We start from the raw sequence: 24362 nt of genomic DNA, 5'->3' as shown, positions 1-24362 counted from the left end.
TCCTTGGGGGCGTGGAGAGGTGAGTGAACGTCGGCCCGCCCCGACGGTGGGCCAGGTCGTCCTCGGCAGACGCCTGCGCGACCTGCGGGAGACGGTGGGGCTCAAGCGGGACGAGGCGGCCCGCGCGCTGCGGGTCACCGCGGCGACGATCCGTCGCATGGAGACCGCAGAGGTCGCGCTGAAGATCCCGTACGTGCAGATGCTCCTGGAGCTGTACGGGGTTCCCGAGCGGGAGATCGAGGCGTTCGTCGCGCTCGCCGAGGAGGCGAATCTGCCCGGCTGGTGGCAGCGCTACCACGACGTGCTGCCGGACTGGTTCAGCCTGTACGTCAGTCTTGAGGGCGCGGCCGAGATGATCCGCTCCTACGAGCCGCACTTCGTGCCCGGGCTGCTCCAGACCGAGGAGTACGCGCGGGCGGTCTTCGACGCCGGTACCGTCGGCCGCTCGACTCCGGCCGACATCGAGCGGCACGTGTCGCTGCGCATGGCCCGCCAGTCGCTCCTGACCCGCGAGGACGCCCCGCACCTGTGGGTCGTCATGGACGAGACGGCGCTGCGCCGTCCGCCCGGCGACGAGGCGCTGCTCCGCGGCCAGCTGGACCGCTTGATCGAGACGGCCCGGCTCCCCCACGTGACGCTCCAGATCGCGGAGTTCGCGTCGGGCCCGCACCCGGCGACGTTCGGCCCGTTCACCCTGTTCCGCTTCCCGGTCCGTGAGCTGCCCGACATGGTCTTCAGCGAGTACGTGACCGGCGCCCTGTACCTGGACTCCCGCGAGGAGGTCGGCGCGCACCTGGAGGTCCTGGACCACCTGGCGGCGCAGGCGGCCGGGGCGGAGCGGACGCTGGAGATCCTGCGGAAGATGCGGGCCGAGCTGTAGGGCGCGCGGTCAGGCCGCGCCGCCTTCGCCGCCCTTCTTCTCGTCGTCCACGATCTCGGCGTCGACGACATCGTCGGACGGCGTCGCGTCCTCCTCCCGCGCACCACCACCGCCGTCCGACGCGGCGGCCTGGGCGTACATGGCCTGCCCCATCTTCTGGCTGACGGTGGCCAGCTTCCGCGCGCCTTCCCGCAGGGCGTGCACGTCCGGGGCGTCCGTGGCCAGCGTCGCCTTCAGCTCCTCGGCGGCGGACTCCATCTCGGTGCGTGTATCGCTCGGGATGCGGTCGGCGTTGTCCCGCAGGAAACGCTCCGTCTGGTACACGAGCTGCTCGGCCTCGTTGCGGGTCTCGGCCGCCTCGCGCCGCTTGCGGTCCTCGTCGGCGTGCGCCTCGGCCTCCCGCATCATGCGGTCGATCTCGTCCTTGGGCAGGGCCGATCCCCCGGTCACCGTCATCTTCTGCTCGCGCCCGGTCGCGAGGTCCTTCGCCGACACGTGCATGATCCCGTCGGCGTCGATGTCGAAGGTGACCTCGATCTGCGGCACCCCGCGCGGCGCGGGCGGCAGCCCGGTCAGGTCGAAGACGCCGAGCTTCTTGTTGTAGGCGGCGATGTCGCGCTCGCCCTGGAAGACCTGGATGCCGACGGAGGGCTGGTTGTCGGCGGCGGTGGTGAAGGTCTCCGAACGGCGGGTGGGAATCGTCGTGTTGCGCTCGATGAGCTTGGTCATGACGCCGCCCTTGGTCTCGATGCCCAGGGACAGCGGTGTCACGTCGAGCAGCAGTACGTCCTTCACGTCGCCCCGGATCACACCGGCCTGGAGCGTGGCGCCGACGGCGACGACCTCGTCGGGGTTCACGCCCTTGTGCGGGTCCTTGCCGGTGAGTTCCCGGACCAGTTCGGTGACGGCGGGCATCCGGGTGGAGCCGCCGACGAGGATCACGTGGTCGATGGCGGACAGCTCGACGCCCGCGTCCTGCACCGCCTGGTGGAAGGGCTTCTTGCACCGGTCGAGCAGATCGCCGGTGAGCTCCTGGAACTGGGCGCGGGTCAGCTTCTCGTCGAGGTGCAGCGGGCCGGCGGCGGACGCCGTGATGTAGGGCAGGTTCACCGTCGTCTCGCTGGACGAGGACAGCTCGATCTTCGCCTTCTCGGCGCCCTCGCGCAGCCGTTGCACGGCCATCTTGTCGTTGCCGAGGTCGATGCCGTGCGCGCCCTTGAACTGCCGGACGAGATGGTCGACGACGCGCTGGTCCCAGTCGTCGCCGCCGAGCCGGGTGTCGCCGTTGGTGGCCTTGACCTCGATGACGCCCTCGCCGATCTCCAGGAGCGAGACGTCGAAGGTGCCGCCGCCGAGGTCGAAGACGAGGACCGTCTGCTCGTCGCCCTTGTCGAGGCCGTAGGCGAGGGCGGCGGCGGTCGGCTCGTTGATGATGCGCAGCACCTTCAGCCCGGCGATCCCACCGGCTTCCTTGGTGGCCTGCCGCTGGGCGTCGTCGAAATAGGCGGGCACGGTGATGACGGCGTCGGTGACGTCCTCGCCGAGATAGGACTCGGCGTCGCGCTTGAGCTTCTGCAGGACGCGGGCGGACAGTTCCTGGGCGCTGTACCGGCGTCCGTCGACGGTGCCGCTCTCCGGAAAGTGCCAACTGCCGTCACCCATATGGCGTTTGACGGAGCGTGCGGTGCGCTCGACGTTGGTGACGGCCTGCCGCTTGGCGACCTCTCCCACGAGCACTTCTTTGTTCTTCGCGAAGGCGACCACGGAAGGGGTGGTGCGGGCGCCCTCCGCGTTGGCCACGACGGTGGGCTCGCCGCCCTCCAGCACGGCCACCACCGAGTTCGTCGTGCCGAGATCGATACCGACCGCACGCCCCATGACGCGCCTCCTGTCCCCTGAGTGGCCCGCTCACGTGTCCTGCTTTTCAGCGCTGTCCTGCTCTCAGCACAAAACGTGAGCGGGCCTGCGTCAAGGGCCCGGGCGGTCAGGCTCGGGCGACCTGCCCATTGGCGAAGTAGGCGCGCAGCCCCGCATCCAGCGGGGGCACGTCGTACGGGGTGCCGCCGTCGCGGAGCGAGCGGGTGGCCAGCGCTCCGGCGGCGACGCTCATCCGGGCGGCCACCGGGTCGGTGTCGGTGGCTCCGCCGTCGCGGGCAAAGCGGCAGAACTCGCCGATGATGCTCTCGTCGGCGCCGCCGTGCGAGCCGGAGGCGTCCGGCACCCGGTGGACGACGTCGGCGTCGGCGCGGTAGCCGCTCGGGCCGGTGTTCCAGACCCGCACCTCGTCGCCGGGCCGGTCGCCGAAGTTCTCCAGGCGGCCCTCGGTGCCGATGACGGTGTAGTTGCGGAAGTAGTCGGGGCTGAAGTGGCACTGCTGGTAGGCGGCGATGACTCCGTTGTCCAGGCGCATGTTCATCACCGACACGTCCTCGACGTCCACCACGTGGTGCAGGTCCTTGCGCTCGGTGGGCGGCCAGTCGAACGCGCGCAGCCAGCCGTCGGGGCGCGGGGTGTCCGGCGCCCGGCGCGGCAGGTCCCCGTAGACCATCAGGTCGCCCATGGCGTTGACGCGGGTGGTGTAGCCGCCGGCCAGCCAGTGCACGACGTCGATGTCGTGCGCGGCCTTCTGGAGCAGCAGGCCCGTGGTGCGGCGCCGGTCGGCGTGCCAGTCCTTGAAGTAGTAGTCGCCGCCGTAGCTGACGAAGTGCCGTACCCAGACGGTCTTCGGCTCGCCGATGTCGCCGCGCGCGATGATGTCGCGCATGGTGCGCACGACACCCATGTGGCGCATGTTGTGGCCGACGTAGAGGCGGGTGCCGGTCTCGTACGCGGTGCGCAGGATCGTGTCGCAGCTCTCGACGGAGATGCCGAGCGGCTTCTCCACGTACACCGGCTTGCCCGCGCGCAGCGCGTCGCACGCGATGGTCTCGTGGGTGTCGTCGGGGGTGGCGACGATGACGGCGTCGATGTCGGGGCTGTCGAGGAGACTGCGGTAGTCCTCCACCGCGACGGCCCCCTCGTACCAGTCGGGGACCTGGGCCCGGACCGCCGGGTCGAGGTCGGCGGCGGCCGCCACGACCGAGCCCCGGCCGGGGCGGTGGGCGGCGGTCGCGAGGTTGCGGCGCAGGCCGAGGCCGATGACGCCGATCCGGAGGTCGTCGCTCACTTGGTGCCCTTCGCTATGGCCTGCTCGTACTCGTGCCGCATGGCGTCGCCCGCGGTGCGCCGCCACTTGGGGAGCACTTCCTTGCGGAAGGAGGAGAGCGGCTTGCGGCCGGCGACGATGTCCTTGACGGCGGTGTTGACCTCGTCCTTGGACGAGGCGTCCTTCTGTGCGGCGGTGTCCGAGAAGTAGCCGGTGGTCGGGTTGACCCTGGCGATCTTCATCAGCTCGGTCTGCGCCTGGTGGATGGAGCGCGTCACGTCGGGTTTGTCCGGCAGGTACAGGCTCTCGGGCGCGTTGCCGAAGAAGGTGATGGCCTGCCGGGTGGTGAGCACCTCGGCGTTGCCCTTCTGCGTCAGCGACACGTCGCCGCTCGCGGACCGCTTGTGGTGGGTGCCTTCCAGGCCGTTGTCGAGGAAGAGCCGCTCCTCGGTGCCCATGGGCGCGCTGAGGTAGTCGAGCACCTTGAGCAGCGTGGGGATACGGGACTTGGGGACGCTGTTGTTGATGGCGGTGAAGCCGACGGAGCCGTAGCCGAAGCCCCACGTGGGCGTCATGCCCTGCTCGGCGGCGAACGGCACGACGACCTTCTCCGGCCAGTCGTACATGGCGCTGTCGTTGAGGAAGCCGGGGAAGGACTGCACGTGCAGGCCGAGGAAGCCGCCCTCCATCTTCTCCAGGGTGGTGGTGAGGTTCGGGTCCGGCCAGAAGAGCTGCGCCCGCTGGCACTTGAGGGCGAACTCGATGCCCGCCAGGTACTCGTCCGTCTCGAAGAGGTGGGTGAGTTTGCCGCCGTCGAGACGCCACCCGTTGGGCGCGCCGTGCCAGTACGCGAACTGCACCGCGTGGTTCACGTAGGCGGGTTCGAGCACGTACTTCTTGCGCTTGGTGTCGAGGAGGTCCTTCGCCTTGTCGAAGAAGTCCTGCGCGCTGTCGAAGTCGGTGCCGCCGACCGGCTTCCAGAAGTCCTCGTTGGCGACGTACACCTGGCCCATGCGGCCGTACGGCACGGCGTAGCCCCAGATCCGGCCGTCGATGACGGCGGTCTTCCAGGCGTACTCGGGGATGTTGGCGAGGTTCGGGTACTTCTTGACGGCGTCGCCGGAGAGGTACGTGGTGAGGTCGTGGAACTTGGCGCGGAGCAGGTCGGGGACGTTCTTCAGGCCCTGGTTCGGCGGGAACCACATCAGGTCCGGCAGGTCGCCGCCCGCGATGGTGGCGTTGAACTTCTCCCGGTAGACGCTGTCCGCGCCGAGACCGTTGACGATGGTCAGGCGCAGCTCGGAGCCGAGGCGCTTGTTCAGCTCCTGCCAGTACGCGTTGCGGTTCATGGCCGGCGCCGGAGTCGTGAAGGTCTCCGTCAGACAGGTGATCGCCTTGCCGTCGCCCGGCGCCTTGGTCACGCTCTTGACCAGGTCCTTCGGATAGCGCAGATAGGCCGGGTCCAGGCCCTGGGCGTTGCCCGCGAGGTCGGGGGCGGGCACCTTCGCCGGTACGTACGTGGGCAGCTTCAGCTTGGCGGACGCTGCCGCCCCGCCCGCCTGCGCGCCGCCGTCGCCGCACGCGGTGAGCAGGCCGCCGCCCGCGACGGCCAGTCCGGCGGCACCGGCGGCGCCGAGAAACCCTCTGCGATCGAGCTTGCGGGAAGGCATGGTTCTCCTAGGGTGCGGTGAACAAGGTTGAGAGACGCGCTAGGTGACGGGACGTCAGGCCTTGACGGCGCCGGTGAGCACGCCCTTCACGAAGTACTTCTGCAGGAAGGGGTAGACCGCGACGATCGGGAGCACGGCGAGGATGAGCACCGCCATGGACAGCGCCGTGGTGGCCGGGAGGACGCTCACGCCGAGCGCCTTGGCGTTGAATGTGTCGCCCTGGATGACGTACGAGCGCAGGATGACCTGCAACGGCAGCTTGTTGGAGTCGTTGATGTAGAGCATCGCGTTGAAGAAGCTGTTCCAGTACGTGACGGCGTAGAACATGCCGACCACCGCGATGACCGCCTTGGACAGTGGCAGCACGATCCGGCACATGATCGTGAGTTCTCCCGCGCCGTCGAGCCGGGCCGCTTCGTGGAGTTCGTCGGGGATGCCCTGGAAGAAGGCCCGTACGACGATGACGTTGAAGGCGTTGAGCATGATCGGCAGGACCATGGCGCCGTAGGAGTCGATCAGGCCGAGTTCCTGGACCACCAGATAGCTGGGGATGACGCCGGGCGTGAACAGGAACGTGCCGACGACCACGAGCAGCAGCGGCTTGCCGCCGAACGTCTTCGGCCGGGACAGGCCGTACGCCAGACAGACCGTGCACAGCAGGCTCAGGGCGGTGCCGATGACGGTGACGCCGACGCTGACGAGGGCGGCCCGGGTGACGACACCGCCGGCCAGGACCACCCGGTACGCCTCCAGGGTGGGGTGCTCGGGGAAGAGGACGTAGCCGCCGTTCGCGGCGAGTTCGGCCTTGCTGGAGAGGCTGGTGCCGATCGCGAGCAGGAACGGATAGCCGACGGCCACGATCATCGCGACGATGACGATCAGCTTCAGGGTCTGTCCGGCGGGGCTCGGCCGCTCCATCCAGGCCGGGCGGTCCGCACGGCTGCCGCCGCGCAGGAAACGCGGGGCGAAGGTGCTGCTCACTGGTAGACCCCCTGCTCACCGAGGCGGTGGGCGACCTTGTTGGCGATCACGATCAGGACGAAGCCGATGACGCCCTTCATCAGTCCGGCGGCGGTGGACATGCCCCAGTCGCCGTCGACGACGCCGTGGAAGTAGACGTAGGTGTCGAGCACTTCGGAGGCGTCGGCGCCGACCATGTCCCGCTGGAGCAGCACCTGTTCGAAGCCGACGGAGAGGATGTCGCCGAGGCGCAGGATGAGCAGCATGACCATCACGGGCCGGATGCCCGGCAGAGTCACGTGCCACATGCGGCGCAGCCATCCTGCGCCGTCCATCGCCGCCGACTCGTAGAGCCCGGGGTCGATGGAGGCCATCGCGGCCAGGAAGATGATCGCTCCCCAGCCCGCGTCCTTCCAGATCGACTCCGAGGTCAGGAGCAACATGAACGTGTCGGGGTTGTTCATGATGTTGCCGACGTGCACCCCGTGGTCGTTCAGCACGCTGCTGATGGTGCCGACGCCGCCGAACATCTGCTGGAAGAAGCTGACCACGACGACCCACGACAGGAAGTGCGGCAGGTAGACGATGGTCTGCATCAGGCGCCGTGTCCTGGTGCTGATCAGCGAGTTCAGGAACAGCGCGAGCAGGATCGGCGCGGGGAAGTAGAGCAGCAGTTGTACGGCGCTGATCTGGAGGGTGTTCCACACCGCCGTCCAGAACTCGGGCTCCTGCACCAGCGCCTGGAAGTTGTCGACGCCGACCCAGAGGCTGTGCATGAAGCCCAGGTAGGGCTGGTAGTCCTGGAAGGCCGTGATGTTGCCGGCCAGCGGCAGGTAGAAGAAGACGGCGAAGTACACGATGCCGGGCACGCACAGGAGCAGGAGCGTCCTGTCGCGCCGCAGCCGCTGCCGGATGGTGGGCTTGCGTGTGCCTGACCCGGTATCGGAGTCCTGCCGCGCGTCTGGTGGGTCGGCCGGCCTGGGCATGGCCTGGCCGGGCGATGTGGTCGCGGGCGACGTCACATACACCTCCGGCATCGAGGGTGGCGGGGTGGGGCCGCGGGGCTCCGACACCGGCCCGCGAGGCTGGCTGAATCTTGCACCACTCAAGCCGACTGTGACAATAGGTGATTGAAATGGGCTCCAATCTTGCAGTTTCAATCACGCGATCCTTTGCGGCATGACGACGCCCCGGACCCGAGGGGTGGGTCCGGGGCGTCGTCGTGCCTGGCTGACGGTGTGTCAGGCGGTCAGTTCAGCTTGGCCGTGAGGGTGATCGTCGTGCCGGTGAGCGCCTGGCTCACCGGGCAGTTCTTCTTGGCGTCCTCGGCCGCGGCCTGGAAGCCCTGCTCGTCCAGGCCCGGGACGGTGCCCTCCACGATCAGGTGGATGCCCGTGATGCCCTCGCCCGGCTGGAACGTCACGTCGGCCGACGTGACCAGGCGGGTGGGCGGGGTGCCGGCGCCGGACAGGCCGTGCGAGAGCGCCATGGAGAAGCAGGACGAGTGCGCGGCCGCGATCAGCTCTTCGGGGCTGGTCTTGCCATTCGCCTGCTCGGCGCGGGACGGCCACGAGACCGGCTGGTCGCCGATGCCGGACGAGCCGAAGGTGACGGTGCCGGTGCCCTTGAGCAGGTCGCCTTCCCACACGGTGTGCGCGGAGCGCGTGGTAGCCACGTTGGTTCCTCTCGGAGTCTGTTCTGGTGTGCCCTCATCCGACCACACATCCCGGGCCGTGGCTTGTCGTTCACGCGCGGGCCGTGGGGCCCGTCACGCAGTTCCCCGCGCCCCTGATGGGTCGTCGATCACCTGACGGCGGGTGGCCGCTTCTCGCGCCGTTCCCCGCGCCCCTGGGTCGTTCGTCGAGCGCGGCCCGGTGGCCGCTTCTCGCGCAGTTCCCCGCGCCCCTGGATCGTTCGTCGAGCGCGGCCCGGTGGCCGCTTCTCGCGCCGCTCCCCGCGCCCCTGGGTCGTTCGTCGAGCGCGGCCCGGTGGCCGCTTCTCGCGCCGTTCCCCGCGCCCCTGGGTCGTTCGTCGAGCGCGGCCCGGTGGCCGCTTCTCGCGCCGCTCCCCGCGCCCCTGGGTCGTTCGTCGAGCGCGGCCCGGTGGCCGCTTCTCGCGCCGTTCCCCGCGCCCCTGAGGCAGGCGCTTCGCGCCGCCTCCCCCTCAGGCTGCGCTCCGCGCGCCTCCGATGAGGGCAGGTGGCGCGCCTCTCCCGATGGGGTGACGGCGGTGCGCCTCTCTTGATGAGATGGCGCACGAAGTGCGCATCTCAGGGGCGCGGGGAACTGCGCGACCAGCCACGACGAGAGCCGCGCGTGACGAACTGGTTTTAGGGGCGCGGGGAACTGCGCGAGAAGCCCGACCCACCCGCACACGAAGAACAACCCAGGGGCGCGGGGAACTGCGCGAGCAGCCGCGACGAGAGGCGCGCACACGAAGAACCCGCCCAGAGCTACGCGCGCCGCTGCTTCCTCGACGCCATCCACGCGTACACCAGCACGCCCACGAACAGGAACAGCACTCCCTGATAGACCGCCGCGTAGCCGGCGCCGCCCACCAGCCACATCGAGAAGCCGAATGCCGCCAGGGACAGGATCAGGTCCCGTACGAAGTGCGGGACATGGACGCGGTCGGCGCGCCCCGACAACAAGAAGTAGACCTGCGCCGCGGTCGCCAGCAGATACGGCACCGTGGCCGTGAACGTGGTCACCAGGACCAGGGTGTTGAAGACGGCGGCGGAACCGGCCGTGTAGTTGTACACGGTGAGCAGCGAGGCGAGGCCGACGGCCACCAGGACGCCGACCGTGGGAGCCCCGCGTCGCTTGCGCTCGAACGCCTTCGGGAAGAGCCCGTCGCGCGCGGCGGCGTACGGCGTCTGGGCGCTGAGCAGCGTCCAGCCGTTGAGCGCGCCGACCATCGACACCAGCGCGGCGACGGCGACGGCGCTGCCACCCCAGGTCCCGCCGAACATGGCGTTGACGGCGTCGGAGAACGGCGCCGTGGAGTCCACCAGCCGGTCGTGCGGGACGGTGCCGAACACGGACACGGTGCACAGCAGGTACAGCAGCGCGGCGAGCCCGGTGCCGAGGACGGTGGCCCGGCCGACATTGCGCTGCGGGTCGCGGACCTCCCCGGCGCTCACGGACGCCGACTCGACGCCCAGGTAGCTGAAGAGCAGGATCGCGGCGGACGCCGAGACGGCGCCGAGGGCCGAGTCGCCGCTCGCCTGGAACGGCCCGAGATTGTCGCTCCGGAAGAAGAACAGCCCGCCGACGGCGACGAGCAGCAGCGGCGCGAACTTCAGAACGGTCGAGACGAGTTGGACGGCGCCGACGTAGCGTGTGCCGGCCAGATTGGCGAGCGCGGGCAGCCACTGGCAGGCGAGCGCGGCGACGATCGTCCAGAACGTCGAGCCGTGGAGGGGCAGGAGGACGTCCAGGTAGCCGACGGCGGCCACGGCCAGCGCCGCGTTGCTCACCCACGTCGTGATCCAGTAGCTCCACGCGGCGAGGAAACCGGCGAAGTCGCCGAAGGCCTCACGCGCGTAGACGTAGGGGCCGCCGGTCAGCGGATGCCGCTGGGCGAGGCGGCCGAAGACGAGGGCGAGGGCGATCGCGCCGAGGGTCAGGACGCCGAACGCGATGAGCGCGATCGTGCCGTACGGGGCCACGGACGCCGGCAGCAGGAAGATGCCGCCGCCGATGATGTTCCCGATGACGAGGCAGGTCGCGACGGGCAGTCCGAAGCGTCGCGCGTGCCGGCTGTGCTGCGGGTCGGGACCGTCGGCCGGAGCCGGCTGGGGTGCGGTTCCGGTGTCGTGCATGTGGGGGGTGTGCCTCTCGGTGGTGCTGAGGCCGCCACGGGATCGCCGGGCGACGCCCCATCGTCCGGTGAGCGGACACCCGCCGCCAAATCAGACGGTTTTGTCCTGCGTGTCGCGGGGTGCGGCCGCAAATGATGCGGGGTCCGGGTCGGGCCGGAGCGAATCGTCCACGGCGACGGGCGGGGCCGCGAGCGGCACCTGCGGGCCGTGGCTCTCGCGCAGCCAGCGGCGCAGTACGCGGTGGATCTGCTCGGCGCCGACGAGTTCGGCGCCGTCCGCGACCGGCGCGGACAGGGTGAGCGGCGACAGCAGGAAGGGACGGCTCTGGGCGCCGCCGAGGCCGCCGTGCGAGCCGATCTGCTCCTCGAAGGCGAGCACCTCGCCATCGACCGGGTCGTACATGGAGTTGACCATGATGTCGGCGGTGTGCGGGAAGGAGTGGGTGCGGCGCACGGCGTCGGCGGCGCCGGGCCCGAAGTCGGCGAGCGGCCCCCGCCCGTCGGTCAGCTCGGCGAGGGGCACCTCGGCGCCCTGCGCGCCGAGCACGAGGCCGTCGTGCTCCTCGCTGCGGACGAGGAGGAAGCCGATGCCGGGATGGTTGGCGAGGGTCGCGAGCAGCGCCGGATGGCGGGCGTCGATCTCCTCCTTGCTCATCCGGTGCGGAACGTCGGGGAAGGAGACGAGGCCCAGGTTCCCGGAGGCGAGCACGACGGGCTCGCTGTGCTTGTCGGCGTGCCCGCTGCCCGCGCCCTCCTCGACCGGCCGGTGCAGCGCGGCGCGCACGGCGGACCGGGCCTCGGCGCCGGAGTGGGTGCGTCGTGCCCGGCGCGGCACGGGCAGCCCGCAGCCGGCGCGGACCAGGTCCTGGAGCGTCAGCCCGTAGCGGGCGCGGAACGTCTCGCCGGGGCTCTGTCCGTGGTCGGACAGGACGACGATCCGGTACGGGCGCGGGGCGTGCTCGGCGACCTTCGCGAGCAGCGCGAGGGACCGGTCGAGGCGGGTCAGCACCTTCTGCGCGTCGCGGCTGAGCGGTCCGGAGTGGTGGGCCACCTCGTCGTAGGCGACGAGGTCGGCGTAGACCGCGCTGCGCCCGGCGAGCATGTCGCCGATGACCGCCGCGACGACGACGTCCCGTTCGACGACGGTCGCGAACGCCCTGATGAACGGGTAGAGCCCGCCGCGGGAGACGCGCGGGCGGCGCTCGCGGATCAGGGCGTGGGTGGACTGGCCGATCTCCCGGCCGACCTCGGCGAAGAAGGACAGGGCGGTGCGGACGGCGTTCGCGGGGTCGGAGAAGTAGGCGAAGTATCCGGCGCGGGAACGGTTCTCCTTGCCGCGCCGGGCGGCCACGGACAGCACCAGGGCGACCTGTTCGGCGCCGCCGCTGAAGAGGTTGCCGCGGCTCGCTCCGTCGACGGTGAGCAGGCCGCCGTCGCCGGTGCGCTCGATGGCGCGGCGCTGGAGTTCGGCGGCGCTGGTCGGCCGGTTGGAGACCTGGATCTCGCCGGTGTCCTTCTCGTACCAGCGGAAGGCGGGGACGTCCTCGTTCGAGCCGTGCAGGATGCCGAGCTGGCTGGCGCCGGTCTGGCTGGACCAGTCCGTGCGCCAGGGGGTGAGGCGGTGCCCGCCGTCGCGCAGCCAGCCGCCCACCGTGGGCATGACGTCGTCGCGGGCCATGCGGTCCAGCACCTCGTGGCCGACGCCGTCGAGCTGGAGGAAGAGGGTGCCGGGGGTGGGCGGGCAGGCGCCCTCCCCGTCGGCCCTGCGCCGTCGCCGCGCGGCGAGGCGGTACAGGCGGCGCCGGTAGGCGTCGTCGTCCCGTACGGCGAGGGCACCGCCGGTGGCGGAGGCGACGGCCGACATGACGGCGGCCACGACCACGGCGGTCTCCGGGCCGACCTCTCCCCGGTTCTCCGGGACGAGCTTGAGGGCGAAGAGGAGCAGCGCGCCGTTGAGGAAGAAGACGACGAGGCCCAGGACGAGGGCCGGGACGAGCAGCAGGGCACGCACCAGGAGCGGCCAGACGAGCGCCGAGAGCACCGCGAACGCGCCGGCGGCCCAGGCCGCGGTCAGCGCGACGCGGGTCAGGCTGTCGCCGGTGTCCGACTGGAGCTGGAAGTCCGGCAGGAGCCCCGCGAGGATCATCATCGTGAGGGTGCTCGCCGCCCAGACGGTCAGCGACCGCCAGCCCTGGCTCGCCGCCCGCCGCCACCGGCCTTCGGCCACTTTCCGGCTCCCCTCACCCTGTGCGTGCGCAATCTGTTCCGAGTAAGGGTTTCATACCATTTGGGACTAGCAGCCGTCGTATCCGGCCGTGGGCATCGACAGCCGGCGGTGCACCCGCGCCTTCATGTCGGCGTCGTACCGCGGCTCCGCGAGCCCGGCCCGCTCGAGAGGCACCCCGCGCCGCACGCACTCCGCGGAGAAGTCGTCCACCGAGCGCAGCGCCACCCGCAGCACCCGGTCGCTGGGCGCGACGAACGCGTCGACCAGGCCCGCGTCGACATCCGCCCACAGTGCCTCGTGATCGGCGCGCAGCGCGTGCACCAGGAGCTGCCGCGTGACGACATAGCCGCGGTCGGCGGCCCAGCGGGAGCACATCGCGTACTGGCTGCGCGAGTCCACCAGGAAGGGGTCCGCGTCCAGCTGCTCCAGCGGGGTCAGGCCGGCGATGGCCATGACGCGTACCGTCTCCCCCGCTTCCCCCGCTGCCCGCGCTTCTCCCTGCTCCGTGCCCATGGTGTCCCCCTCACCTCGCGCTTTCGCCGACGACCCTACTCCTGGACGTAGGCTCGGGGCAGTCGCACGAAGGAGGCAACGGGTGCCGGTGGAGATCACCTGGTGGGGTCATGCCACCTGCACGGTCGAGGACAGGGGTACGCGCGTCCTCACGGATCCGCTCTTCGCACGACGCCTCGCGCATCTGCGGCGGCGCCGCGGCGCTCCCCCGCCGCCCAGCGCGGCCCTCGCCGACCTCGTCCTCGTCTCCCATCTGCACGCCGATCACCTGCACGTTCCGTCGCTGGCCCGGCTCGCGCCGGGGACCCGGGTCGTGGTGCCGCGCGGTGCGACGAAGGCCGTGCCGGGGCTGCGAAGACTGCGCACGCTGAAGATCGTCGAGGTGGACGCGGGCGACCGGATCGAGGCGGGGAACGTCGTCGTACGCGCCGTGCCCGCCGACCACGACGGGCGGCGGCTGCCCGTCGGCCCGCAGCGCGCCCCCGCGCTCGGCTATCTCGTGGAGGGCGACGCCCGGACGTACTTCGCGGGTGACACCGGCCTCTTCGAGAGCATGGGCGAGGCCGTGGGCGAGGTCGACGTGGCACTGCTGCCGGTGGGCGGCTGGGGCCCCTATCTGGGCGCGCACCACCTCGATCCGGCGCGGGCCGCCGAGGCGCTGGCCCGGATCGCGCCGCGCTCCGCGGTCCCGGTGCACTACGGGACGTACTGGCCGATCGGGATGGACGCCGTACGACCGCACGAGTTCCACACGCCCGGCGACGAGTTCGTGCGGCAGGCCGCGCTGCGCGCTCCCGGCGTGGCGGTGCACCGGCTCGGGCACGGCGAGAGCGTCCGGCCGGAGGTGGCGGACCAGTGATCCTCGCCGCGACGACGGTCGTGACGCCGGAGTCCACGCAGCAGGCCGTGGGCTATCCCACGCTCTTCCTGCTCGTGGCCATCGGCGCGCTGGTGCCGGTGGTGCCCACGGGCGCGCTGGTGAGTTCGGCGGCGGTGGTGGCCTTCCACCAGACGCTGCCGTTCGCCCTGCTGCTGGTGTTCGGGGTGGCGGCGCTCGCCGCGTTCCTCGGGGACCTCGCCCTGTACTGGCTCGGGCGGCGCGGCATGCACTCGAAGAACGGGTCGAAGTGGCTGGAGGCCATCCGGTCCCGCGCGCCGGAGGAGCGGCTCGCCCAGGCGCAGGACAAGCTGGCCGACCACGGGGTGATGGTGCTCGTGCTGTCCCGGCTGGTGCCGGCCGGGCGGATCCCGGTGATGCTGGCGTGCCTGCTGGCGAAGATGCCGCTGCGGCAGTTCGCGCGCGGTGACATCCCGGCCTGCCTCGCCTGGGCGGCGACGTACCAGGTGATCGGGATTCTCGGCGGCTCGCTGTTCGACGAGCCGTGGGAGGGCGTGGTCGCGGCGATCGCGCTGACCGTTCTGGTCAGCGCGATCCCGACGGTGTGGCGGAGGATACGGCGGCCGTCGTCAGGCAGCCAGCACGCGTGAGCCGCCGATGGGGAGGTCCCAGAGGTCCGCGCGCGGCAGGCCCGCCTTCTCCCAGGCGGTGCGCAGCCGGGTGAGCGGTTCCAGGACGGGCTCGGCCGACAGCAGGAACGTCGCCCAGTGCATGGGCGCCATGAAGCGGGCGCCCACGTCCCGCGCCGCCTGCACCGCGTCCTCCGGCGAGCAGTGCACGTCCTCCAGCCACCAGCGCGGGTCGTAGGCGCCGATGGGCATCAGGGCGAGGTCGATGCCCGGGTAGCGCAGGCCGATCTCGCGGAACCAGTGGCCGTAGCCGGTGTCCCCCGCGAAGTAGAGGCGCTGCCCGTCACGGTCGGTGAGGACCCAGCCGCCCCACAGGCTGCGGCAGGTGTCGGTGAGGGTGCGCTTGGACCAGTGGTGGGCCGGTACGAAGTCGAAGCGGACGCCGCGCAGCTCCGCGGCCTCCCACCAGTCGAGCTCGGTGACGCGGGTGAAACGGCGGCGGGTGAACCAGCGGCCGAGCCCCGCGGGGACGAGGACGGGCGTGTCGCGCGGGAGCCTGCGCAGGGTGGGCCAGTCCAGATGGTCGTAGTGGTTGTGGCTGATGACGACCGCGTCGACGGGCGGCAGGGCGCTCCAGGCGACGCCGACCGGGGTGATCCTGGCCGGGGTGCCGAGGATCTTGCGGGACCAGACGGGGTCGGTGAGCACGGTCAGGCCGCCGATGCGCACCACCCAGCTGGCGTGTCCGGCCCAGGTGACGGCGACGGTGCGGGTGTCGACGTCCGGCAGCGGGCCGGGGGCGAACGGCAGGCTCGGGATGTCGGCGAGGCTCTCGGCGGGCGGGCGCACCTTGCCCTCGCGGGCGAACCGGGCGAAGGCCCGCAGGCCGGGCAGCGGTGCGGTGAGGCGGTCGGCGAACGACTTGGGCCAGCGGCGGGGTACGTCCACGATCTCGCCGCCACCGAGCGGCTTCGGGTCGACCCGGGGTCCGGTGGGCGCGGTGGGACCGCCCCGCCGCTCCGGGCTCTCGTCGGTCGTCGCTCCGGACGCCTGCGTCATCGCTCGGACTCCCATCCTTCGCCGGCCGCACCCGTGCCTTCCGGGCCCGCGCGGTCACCGAGGTCGCACAACTCGCCGAGCACCGACTCGACCATGCTCAACGCCCTTGCCACGTGCGGCAATTCCAGAGGGTCCGGTGAGGTGAGGGACGCCCTGCGCTCGTCGGGGGTTGATCCGAGCAGCGGTCCCGTACCGAGCCGGCAGCGCAGCGCCCCCAGGTCGTCGCCGAAGCGGTGCCCGCCGGGCACGGGCAGGCCGAGCCGGGAGGTGAGGTGGTCCTCCAGGTCCTGGGCGTCGGTGACCCCGCGGGCCATGAGGCGGGGGCGCAGCGGCTCCAGGTCGACGTACAGGTGACGGCCCGCCCGCGGCGGCCGGGACAGGCCGCCGGCCGTGAGCACGATGCCGTGCAGGGCCGTGGCCAGCCGGGCGTGCAGGCCGGTGGCGGCGATGCGGCGGGCGGTGACCGTCTCGCCCTCGTCCAGGACGTACGTGGCCGCTGCCGCGACCGGTGCCGACAGGCTCGCGCCGGTCGCCGTGAGGATGTCCAGGACGCGGGCGGCGAGCCGGTCGCCCTCGGGGGTGGGCGGGAACCGGGCGAAGGCCGCGGGCAGGGACGGGGGCAGGTAGCCGCCGGTGAGATCGGTGAGGACGGTGACCTCGGCGGGGAACATCTCGGCGGGGCTGAACAGGAGAGTGTCCTGGCCCGGGTGCAGGGTGTCGCGCCAGGTCTCGTCGCTGACGACGTGCAGTCCCTCCGCCACCGCGGCCTCCACCGCCTCGTGCAGCACTTCGGGCGGTGGCACGGTCGCCGTCGGGTCGTCGGCCGGCGCGACGACGAGCAGCCGGGGGTCGCCGCCCTCGGCTCTGACCCGGCGGACGGTCTCCAGCAGGGCGTACGGGTCGGGGACGCCGCCGCACTCGGCGGGCGTCGGCACCGAGAACACCTCGCGGCCGAGCAGCCGGGTCTGCGGGGTCCACCAGGCCGGGCAGGGGCGCGGTACCAGGACGTCGCCGCCGAGCGCGGCGGTGAGCGCGAGCAGCAGGGGGGCGGCGCCGGGGGCCGCGACGATCTGGGCGCATTCCGGGGGCAGGCCTCTGCGTTCGCCGTGGCCTCGGGCGGCTTCGAGCAGGGCGGGTGGGCCGCCGGGGGGTTCGGGGTGGGCGCGGGCCGCTGCGCCGGCGACCATCGCGGCCAGTTCGGGCAGTACCGGCAGTCCGGGCTCGGGCAGCGGGGGTCCGTAGCGCACGGGGCCGCGTCCTTCTGCGGGGTCCGCTGGGCGCATGGTGCCTCCGTGCCGTGTCGGTAGCCGTGCTTGCTGCTGCCCCCAGCCTCACACTCCCCGCCCACCTCCGCGCGCCGTCACCACCCGCGCCCCGGCGGCCGCTTCCCGCGCAGTTCCCCGCGCCCCTGGGCCGTTCGTTCACCCGCGGCCCGGTGGCCGCTTCTCGCGCAGTTCCCCGCGCCCCTGGGCCGCACCCCGTCTGACGGCCGGCGGCCGCTTCTCGCGCAGTTCCCCGCGCCCCTGGGCCGCACCCCATCTGACGGCCGGCGGCCGCTTCTCGCGCAGTTCCCCGCGCCCCTGTGAGGCAGGCGCTTCGCGCCGCCTCTCCCCCGACGGAGGCCGGACCTCATCTGATGAGATGGCGCACGAAGTGCGCATCTCAGGGGCGCGGGGAACTGCGCGACCAGCCACGACGTGAGCCGCGCGCGAAAGACAACCCTGCCGTCACCGGGTCAGCGCCGCGAGCTCCCGTTCCAGGCCGCGGCCCCGGCGCTCGACGACAGCGGACGCGACCTCGGTCAGCTTGCGGTTGGTGGCCTGCGAGACCCGGCGCAGGACAGCGAACGCGGCATCCGCGTCGCAGCCCAGCACATGCATCACGATCCCGCACGCCTGATCGACGACGGGCCGGCTGCGCAGCGCGGCGCCCAACTGGTCCAGTTCGGCGAGAGCCGCCCGGTAGGAGCGGTCGCGGACCATGCAGGTGGCGGCGAGGTCTCCGAGCGCGCGGACCGGCCCGTGCGGCGCGTCCACGAGGGCCCCGGCGCGGAAGCTGTACAGGCTGAGCGTGACGGTGAGATCCGCGCTGCGGAACGGGAGGGTCACACTGGAGCGCACCCCGGAGTCGAGCGCGACCGCCCGATAACGCGGCCAGCGCCGGTCCCGCAGCAGATCGGTGGCGTCGACCGGCGTACCCCGCTCCTCGGCGACGGGTATCGGACCGTCGCCCGAGCACAGCTGAACGGAGACCAGCGCGGTCAGGTCGGGATGGGTGACGGCCGAGGGCCGCTCGCCGGTGCCGTCCCACGCGGTCGCGACGGCCCCGCAGCAGTCGGCCGTACAGCGCACGGCCTCCTCGGCGAGCTCGGACAGCCGACGGGCGGGCAGTCCGGGCTCGGGCGCCTCGGGGGCGAACCGCAGGGCTTCTTCGTTCCGATCGGCCTCGCGCATCGGAGAACGCCTCCTCACAGCTTCGGCTTCCCGCACTCGGTCCCGGGAAACAGCTCCCCGGGATAGGTTCTCGGCATGGCGCGAACGGAGGAGTTCGGTGAGGAACTGGCGGACTTCGTGCGCCGGATCGGGGAGTTGAAGGCGGCACGGTCCGTGCCGGCCGACGACCTGCCCGCAGTGCTGGACGCCGCTCTCTTCGAACTCGACCACGCAGTGGCCAAGTTGTGGCCCTGGTACGAGCAACTGACCGCGGAGGGCAGCGGATCCGGAGGGCGCCCGGCAGCCGCCGACCGGCAGGAGCTTCAGTTGCTGCGCGCCGTGTTCCAGCGGCTTCCGCTGCCGGTGGCGCTCGTGGACCGGGAGTGCGTGGTGCGCCGCCTCAACTTCGCGGCGACGAACTTCACCGGTGTGCGCGCCGGGTACGCGAGCGGCCGCCCGCTCACCGGGCTGCTCGCCCACGCGGACCGGGCCGCGTTCCGCTCACAGGTCGCCGCGGTGGCCCGGGGCGAAGGGGACCGCGGGATGACCGTGCATCTCCAGCAGTCCGCGCACGAGCCGGTCCGGGCGACCCTGACGGGCCTGCGTCCGGGCAACGAGCCGCGCACCACCGTCCTCGTCCTGCTCCAGCCCGCCGACGACGGATCCGCGCCCGTCCGGCACGGCGAGGACGCGCCGGTCCCCGATCTCGCCGAGACCAGCCGCCATCAGGTGGTGGTGGACCTGCTGGACGCGATGTCGCGGGAGCTGCTGGGCGCCCCCGCCGGCGATCCGTCCGAGGTGCTGCGCCGCGCGGCCCGCGTCCTGCACGCCCGGTTCGCGGACTGGGTGGTGGCCGACGCGGGAGCCGCCCGCCTCACCCGGGCCTGCGTGCTGGGCGCCGACGACGCGACGGCGCGGGACATCGCCGCGCAGGATCCGGCCACGGCCCCGCTCGTGGTGGAGGCGGCCCGCGGCGGGGCGCCCGCGCTGCTGGTGCGCCCCGAGGATCCGCTGGCCCTGGGCCCGGACGCGTCCGGCGCCCCGGTGCTGGTCCGCGCCGACGTCACGTCGCTGCTGTGCGTCCCGCTGATCCCGTCCCCCGGCGAACCGGTACAAGGTGTCCTCACCCTGTTCCGGTCCGCGGGCCGCCCGGCGTTCTCGATGGCGGAGGCGCAGGCCCTGGACGTGATGTCCCGGCACATCGCGCTGGCCATGGGCCGTTGAGCGCTACGCGGCGTCGGCGAGGACCTCGTCGCGCAGCCGGTCGCAGCACCGGCTGATGAGCCGGGACACGTGCATCTGCGAGATGCCCAGCTGTTCGGCGATGCGGCTCTGCGTCATGTCGCCGAAGAACCGCATGTAGAGGATGCGCTGCTCCCGTTCGGGCAGCTCGGCGATCCGCGGCTTGACGGCCTCCCGGTCGACGACGGTGTCGAGCGCGGGGTCGGCGGCGCCGAGCGCGTCGGCCAGCGAGTAGCCGTCGTCGCTGCCCGGGAGCTCCGCGTCGAGGGAGAGCGCGGAGAAGCTCTCCAGGGCTTCGAGACCGGAGCGGGCCTCGTCCTCGGTCATTCCGGCCCGCTCGGCGATCTCGCCGAGGGTCGGTGCCCGCCCCGAGACGGTCTGGGAGAGCTCGTGCTGCGCGGACCGGACACGATTGCGCAGGTCCTGGACCCGGCGCGGGACGTGGAGGGTCCACATGTGGTCCCGGAAGTGGCGCTTGATCTCGCCGGTGACCGTGGGGACGGCGTAGCTCTCGAAGGCGTTGCCGCGCTCGGGGTCGTACCGGTCGACGGCCTTGACCAGGCCGAGGGCGGCCACCTGCCGCAGGTCGTCGAGGGATTCGCCGCGGTTGCGGAAGCGGCCCGCGAGCCGGTCGGCCATCGGCAGCCAGGCCTCGACGACCTCACGGCGCAGTTCGGTGCGCTCGGGTCCGTCGGGCAGGTCGCAGAGCCGGGTGAAGGCCTCGGCGGTGTCGGGCGCGTCGTCGTGCGGGTGCCGCTGCCCCGGCTTGACCGGGTGCACGGATGCGTCGGTACGCGTACGCATGATCGCAACTCCCTGGGTGGTGCGTCGTGGTGCCTTGGCGGTGGTCACCGTGGGAGTCGCGCCCCGGAACGGAGTCGGACACACCCGGGGCGGGGTCAGCGTGTCGCTGTCCCGGGGCGGATACGCGGTGCGCACCCGTCCGTCCCACGGACGTGCCTCCTGTCCGAAGCACTCACTTTCGCCTGCCCCTGCCCTGTCCGGACAAACACCGCTGCCCCGCCCGGACGGACACCGCCGCGCGGACCGGGCGGAACGGCAGGTGTCAGCGGTGGGCACTCGGGTACGCGACCGCGCACCGCCCAGACACAGGAGGGACAGATGCAGCGAGGCAGCGACCGGCTCAGCGCACACCGCGACGACGAGATGAAGCACGAGTTGCAGGGCCTGTTGCGGTCCGGTCATCCCACGCGGACCGCCGAGTGGCACGATCCGGAGCCGGTGGCCGACGACGATCCCGAGGTGGCGGGCGGCCCGGTGCTGCCCGGCCGGGGGCCGGGTCGCCCGGAAGCGCTCCGGCTGGAACTCGGACGGCTGCTCGGCCGCACGTCGTTCCCGGCGGCGCCGGCGGCGCTCGCGGGGACGCTGCGCGAGCGGTCCGCGCCGGACGGGCTCGTCGACCGGGTGGCCGCCCTGCCGCCGGACACCACGTTCGGTACGGCGTCGGAGCTGGCCAGGGCCCTCATCGGCGACCAGGAGTCCGGCGACCAGGAATGAAAGGGCCCCGGCCGGGTACCGCGGCCGGGGTCACGGACCAGCCCGACGGAGCAGAGAGGCCGGGGCCATGGCCGATGTGGTCAGGGACGTCATGACACCGGGCGTCGTGGCGGTACGTCCCGACGCCTCCCTGGTGGAGGCCGCGCAACTGATGCGGGCCCAGGGCATCGGTGATGTCCTGGTGGCGGACGAGGCGGGACTCGTCGGAGTGCTCACGGATCGGGACATCACGTTGCGTGCCGTGGCCGACGGCGCGGACCCGCTGACCGTCAGCGCCGAGGCCGTCTGCACGCCGCGTCCGGTGTCGGTCGGCCCGGACGAGCCGGTGTCGGCCGCGGTGACCCTGATGCGGGAGCACTCGGTGCGCCGCCTGCCGGTCGTCGAGGACGGCCGGGCGGTCGGCATGGTGAGCCTGGGCGATCTGGCGGTCGCCCGGGATCCGGGTTCGACGCTCGCCGACCTCAGCGGCGGCGTACCGGACGCCCCGGCCGGCGGGCCCGCCGCAGGGCCCGTACAGAAAGATCCATTCGTACAAGGGAGTTGAGCGACTGATGCGCATCGCGTTCCTGGTGGCACCCGAGGGCGTCGAGCAGGTGGAGCTGACCGATCCCTGGCAGGCCGTGCGGGACGCGGGCGGCGAGCCCGTGCTCGTGTCGACGCGCCTCGGTGAGGTGCAGGCGTTCCATCACCTCGACAAGGCGGACACGTTCCCCGTCGAGAAGACCGTCGCCGACCTCGCGGCCACCGGCGCCGAGGGCTTCGACGCGCTGGTGCTGCCGGGCGGGGTGGCCAACCCCGACCAGCTGCGCACCGACCCGGACGCGGTGGCGTTCGTCCGGGACTTCTTCACGCGGGGCCTGCCGGTCGCGGCGATCTGCCACGCCGCGTGGACGCTGGTCGAGGCCGACGTGGTGCGCGGCCGCACGCTGACGTCGTGGCCGAGCCTGGCCACCGACATCCGCAACGCGGGCGGCACCTGGGTCGACGAGCAGGTCAAGATCTGCACCGGCGGCCCGAACGTGCTGGTCACCAGCCGCCGCCCGGACGACCTCAAGGCGTTCGACGCGGCGCTCCTGGAGCAGGTCAGCGGCGTGTGAGCCGCGGCCGTCAGGGCCCCCGGGGGATCCAGAGGGTGTCGCCGTCCACCGCGCGCAGCGTGGTGGACGGTACCTGGCCGTACTTGGCCCGGTACTGCTCGGCGAACCGCCCCAGGTGCCCGAAGCCCCAGCGGTGGGCGACGGCGCTGACGGAGACCGAACGCGGGTCCGCGGCGAGCAGATCGGCGTGGGCCCGCTCCAGGCGGACCGAGCGCAGATACGCCATCGGCGGCATCCCCACATAGCGGGCGAACGCCTCCTGCAACCACCGCACGCCGACCCGCGCCTCGCGGGCGAGTTCCGCGGTGGTGAAGGGGTGTTCGGGGCGTTCGCGCATCGCGTCCATGGCGCGTTTGACCGGGGCGGGGCGCAGTCCTCCGGCGGGCTGCTCCAGGGCGTCGCGCCAGGGGTGATCGGCGCTCAGCAGCAGGCCGTTGACGACGGCGTCCCGCAACGGCGCCGCGACCAGCGGGTGTTGGAGCAGATGGACGTCCTCGTCGAGGTCGTCGACGAGCGTGCCGATGAGCCGGGCCCAGGCCCGGCCGCGGCCGCGCGTCAGGTCCATGCCGGGTTCGAGGACGAGCGGTCCGCGCAGCGGGCGGCCGGTCAGCTCCTCCACGCGCCGTTCCAGCAGCGGCCGTTCGATCTTCAGGGCGAGGATCCGGCCCTCGCCGGTCCACTGGTCCACGGACGTGCTGCCGACCGGCTGGAACACGGCGGCCGTGCCGGGCACGGTGAGTTGTCCGGGTCCGCTCGCCTGATGCCAGGACAGGGCGGCGCCGACCGGGATGTTCACGTGGTAGGAGCCCAACTCCCCGCAGCGCACGCGGACATCGGCCCCGCACCTGAGGTCCCCGACGGTGATCCCGCCGAGTTCGAGCATGTCGAACTCGGCACCGAACCGTTCGGGGCGCGACAGCACGTCCAGCCGGTTGCTGTAGAAAGCGGTCTTGATCGCTTCCATGGCCCGGTCGACGTCTTCCGTCCGCAAGGACGTTCTCGCCACCCTGACTCCTCGTGATGCCCTGTCATGCCGCGCCGTGCGTACGGGAATCCCGCGTCCCGGTTCGTCCGCCGACCCAGCAGCGTACGACCGTCGCCGGGCGATGGCGACGACGCCTGCACCAGGCACCGGTCCGCGACCGCCCCCATATCGTCCCGCATGTCGAGGGTGCGCGGCGACACGCCCCCTTCACCCGTGCGTGTCACTCCCGTCTGCCGGGGGGCGCACGGGGTACCCGCTTCCGAACGCGGTATTCCGCCCCGCCGCGCCCACGACCTCCGGGAGGCAGACATGGACCTGGCGTTCCTCACCCCACTGTGCGACCGGCCCGGTCCCTGGGCGTCCGTGTACGTCGACGCGGCCCGCCACCGCGCCTGCACCGCCGAGGAGCGCTCACTGGAGTCGCTGGCGGTGCAGCGGGCGCTCGCCGGGGCCGGGGCGGACGAGGCCACGTGTCATGCGGTGCGGATGGCCTTCGACGAGCTGCGGCACGCTTCCGATCCGGTCGGGCGGGCGTTCTTCGCCACCGGCGGCGAGGTGGTCCTCGATCCGCCGTTGAGCACGGCGCCGCCGGGGACGTCGGTGCGCTGGGCGGCGCTGCCGCACATCGCTCCGCTGCTGGACCTGGCCGGCGCGGAACCGCTGTGTCTGGTCGCGCGGATCGGCCGGGACGGCGCGGACATCACCCTGGAGCCGGACGGACCTCACGGGACGGAGCGGCACGTTCCGCTCTGGATCGCGGACGGCTGGGTGCCCGGGGCCGCCGAGATCGCGGAGGCGCTCGTGCGCTGCCAGGCCGGGGCCCGGGCCGATCTCGTCGTCCTGGTCGGCAACGAGGCGGAGTGCGCCGCCGTGCGCGAGCGGCTGCCCGCGGCGCTGCGGGAGCGGGCGCTGCGGGCCGGTTCCGGTGCGGGCGCCGGGCGGCTCGGCGCCGCGCTGCCCCGGGCCCGCGCCGCCCACGAGGCGGAGCTGTTCGCCGCCGCGCGCAGCCGTGGCGAGGAGGCCGCGGAGGGCGTGCCCGCGCTGGTGGACGCGGCACGCGAGCACCGGATCTCGCAGTTGCTGGTCCGGGCCGACGGGCCCGACGCGCACCGGCCGATCTGGGTCGGCGCCGAGCCCGACCAGGTCGGGGTGGAGCGGGACGAGCCGGCGGTGCTCGGGGCGCGGGACGCGGTGCCCGCGCGGGCCGACGACGCGCTGCTGCGGTGCGCGGCGGCCGCCGGGGCCGAGGCGGTGTCGGTGGCCGGGTCGGACCCGGCCACCGGGCCGGCCGGCGGCCTCGGGGCACTGCTGCGCTGGGACGCGTGAGCCTCGCGCCGGAGGAGAC

The 24362-nt window shown here is 72.6% G+C and carries 22 protein-coding genes; 8 read left to right on the top strand and 14 right to left on the bottom strand.

Annotated elements, in window-relative coordinates:
- Positions 1–19: 19 nt before the first annotated feature.
- Positions 20–880, top strand: coding sequence for a helix-turn-helix transcriptional regulator (locus K377_RS00355; RefSeq protein WP_111661016.1), 861 nt, complete (start codon positions 20–22; stop codon positions 878–880).
- 9 nt (positions 881–889) lie between these two features.
- Here K377_RS00355 and dnaK read toward each other — a convergent pair whose 3' ends face one another.
- From dnaK to K377_RS00310, 9 genes are all read right to left on the bottom strand, one after another.
- Complete coding sequence (gene dnaK, locus K377_RS00350) at positions 890–2758, bottom strand: molecular chaperone DnaK (RefSeq protein WP_111661015.1); 1869 nt, start codon at positions 2756–2758, stop codon at positions 890–892.
- Between the two features lie 106 nt (positions 2759–2864).
- Positions 2865–4046 carry a Gfo/Idh/MocA family protein gene (locus K377_RS00345; protein ID WP_111661014.1) on the bottom strand — a complete coding sequence of 394 codons (1182 nt, stop codon included), beginning with the start codon at positions 4044–4046 and terminating at the stop codon, positions 2865–2867.
- A complete protein-coding gene (locus K377_RS00340; RefSeq protein WP_111661013.1) occupies positions 4043–5695 on the bottom strand; it encodes a hypothetical protein in 1653 nt (550 codons plus the stop codon). The genes K377_RS00345 and K377_RS00340 overlap by 4 nt, the downstream gene beginning before the upstream one ends.
- Positions 5696–5749: 54 nt before the next feature.
- Complete coding sequence (locus K377_RS00335) at positions 5750–6676, bottom strand: carbohydrate ABC transporter permease (protein ID WP_111661012.1); 927 nt, start codon at positions 6674–6676, stop codon at positions 5750–5752.
- Positions 6673–7641 carry a sugar ABC transporter permease gene (locus tag K377_RS00330; protein WP_111661581.1) on the bottom strand — a complete coding sequence of 323 codons (969 nt, stop codon included), beginning with the start codon at positions 7639–7641 and terminating at the stop codon, positions 6673–6675. Before K377_RS00330 ends, K377_RS00335 begins: the two co-directional genes overlap by 4 nt.
- Before the next feature lie 263 nt (positions 7642–7904).
- On the bottom strand, positions 7905–8330 hold the full coding sequence (locus K377_RS00325; RefSeq protein ID WP_111661011.1) for an OsmC family protein: 426 nt from the start codon (positions 8328–8330) through the stop codon (positions 7905–7907).
- Positions 8331–9107: 777 nt separating this feature from the next.
- A complete protein-coding gene (locus K377_RS00320; RefSeq protein ID WP_111661010.1) occupies positions 9108–10478 on the bottom strand; it encodes an amino acid permease in 1371 nt (456 codons plus the stop codon).
- A gap of 90 nt (positions 10479–10568) precedes the next feature.
- On the bottom strand, positions 10569–12704 hold the full coding sequence (locus K377_RS00315) for a phage holin family protein (RefSeq protein ID WP_111661009.1): 2136 nt from the start codon (positions 12702–12704) through the stop codon (positions 10569–10571).
- A gap of 66 nt (positions 12705–12770) precedes the next feature.
- Positions 12771–13217 (bottom strand): hypothetical protein, encoded by a 447-nt coding sequence (locus tag K377_RS00310; protein WP_111661008.1) that lies wholly within the window; start codon positions 13215–13217, stop codon positions 12771–12773.
- An 82-nt stretch (positions 13218–13299) separates the two neighbouring features.
- Here K377_RS00310 and K377_RS00305 point away from each other — a divergent pair, with 82 nt between their 5' ends.
- On the top strand, positions 13300–14076 hold the full coding sequence (locus K377_RS00305; protein ID WP_111661007.1) for an MBL fold metallo-hydrolase: 777 nt from the start codon (positions 13300–13302) through the stop codon (positions 14074–14076).
- A complete protein-coding gene (locus tag K377_RS00300) occupies positions 14076–14705 on the top strand; it encodes a DedA family protein (protein ID WP_111661580.1) in 630 nt (209 codons plus the stop codon). Before K377_RS00305 ends, K377_RS00300 begins: the two co-directional genes overlap by 1 nt.
- On the opposite strand, the gene K377_RS00295 is transcribed toward K377_RS00300, so the two are convergent.
- The 3 genes from K377_RS00295 to K377_RS00285 form a co-directional block, all read right to left on the bottom strand.
- Positions 14685–15743 (bottom strand): MBL fold metallo-hydrolase, encoded by a 1059-nt coding sequence (locus K377_RS00295; protein ID WP_111661006.1) that lies wholly within the window; start codon positions 15741–15743, stop codon positions 14685–14687. The two genes, K377_RS00300 and K377_RS00295, sit on opposite strands and share 21 nt — an antisense overlap.
- Positions 15740–17026 (bottom strand): aminotransferase class I/II-fold pyridoxal phosphate-dependent enzyme, encoded by a 1287-nt coding sequence (locus K377_RS00290; RefSeq protein ID WP_111661005.1) that lies wholly within the window; start codon positions 17024–17026, stop codon positions 15740–15742. The genes K377_RS00295 and K377_RS00290 overlap by 4 nt, the downstream gene beginning before the upstream one ends.
- 444 nt (positions 17027–17470) lie before the next feature.
- Positions 17471–18196: an ANTAR domain-containing response regulator gene (locus K377_RS00285; protein WP_111661004.1), complete on the bottom strand. Its 726-nt coding sequence runs from the start codon at positions 18194–18196 to the stop codon at positions 17471–17473.
- A 75-nt stretch (positions 18197–18271) separates the two neighbouring features.
- Here K377_RS00285 and K377_RS00280 point away from each other — a divergent pair, with 75 nt between their 5' ends.
- On the top strand, positions 18272–19399 hold the full coding sequence (locus K377_RS00280) for a PAS domain-containing protein (protein ID WP_111661003.1): 1128 nt from the start codon (positions 18272–18274) through the stop codon (positions 19397–19399).
- Positions 19400–19402: 3 nt separating this feature from the next.
- On the opposite strand, the gene K377_RS00275 is transcribed toward K377_RS00280, so the two are convergent.
- On the bottom strand, positions 19403–20221 hold the full coding sequence (locus tag K377_RS00275; protein WP_111661002.1) for an RNA polymerase sigma factor SigF: 819 nt from the start codon (positions 20219–20221) through the stop codon (positions 19403–19405).
- Positions 20222–20539: 318 nt separating this feature from the next.
- Here K377_RS00275 and K377_RS00270 point away from each other — a divergent pair, with 318 nt between their 5' ends.
- The 3 genes from K377_RS00270 to K377_RS00260 all read left to right on the top strand — a co-directional run bounded on the left by K377_RS00270 (position 20540) and on the right by K377_RS00260 (position 22032).
- Positions 20540–20935 carry a DUF2795 domain-containing protein gene (locus tag K377_RS00270; protein ID WP_111661001.1) on the top strand — a complete coding sequence of 132 codons (396 nt, stop codon included), beginning with the start codon at positions 20540–20542 and terminating at the stop codon, positions 20933–20935.
- A 67-nt stretch (positions 20936–21002) separates the two neighbouring features.
- Positions 21003–21479, top strand: coding sequence for a CBS domain-containing protein (locus K377_RS00265; protein ID WP_111661000.1), 477 nt, complete (start codon positions 21003–21005; stop codon positions 21477–21479).
- 7 nt (positions 21480–21486) lie between these two features.
- On the top strand, positions 21487–22032 hold the full coding sequence (locus tag K377_RS00260) for a type 1 glutamine amidotransferase domain-containing protein (RefSeq protein ID WP_111660999.1): 546 nt from the start codon (positions 21487–21489) through the stop codon (positions 22030–22032).
- 10 nt (positions 22033–22042) lie between these two features.
- Here K377_RS00260 and K377_RS00255 read toward each other — a convergent pair whose 3' ends face one another.
- Complete coding sequence (locus K377_RS00255) at positions 22043–23038, bottom strand: AraC family transcriptional regulator (protein WP_111660998.1); 996 nt, start codon at positions 23036–23038, stop codon at positions 22043–22045.
- Between the two features lie 288 nt (positions 23039–23326).
- Between K377_RS00255 and K377_RS00250 the strand changes: the two genes are divergently transcribed.
- Positions 23327–24343: a hypothetical protein gene (locus tag K377_RS00250; protein WP_111660997.1), complete on the top strand. Its 1017-nt coding sequence runs from the start codon at positions 23327–23329 to the stop codon at positions 24341–24343.
- Positions 24344–24362: the final 19 nt, after the last annotated feature.

This window comes from Streptomyces sp. PsTaAH-137, from assembly GCF_003259365.1.
In the GTDB taxonomy this organism is placed as follows: Bacteria; Actinomycetota; Actinomycetes; order Streptomycetales; family Streptomycetaceae; genus Streptomyces.
The sequence above is the reverse complement of the archived record's forward strand: the minus strand, read 5'-3'. Positions and strand labels throughout refer to the sequence as shown.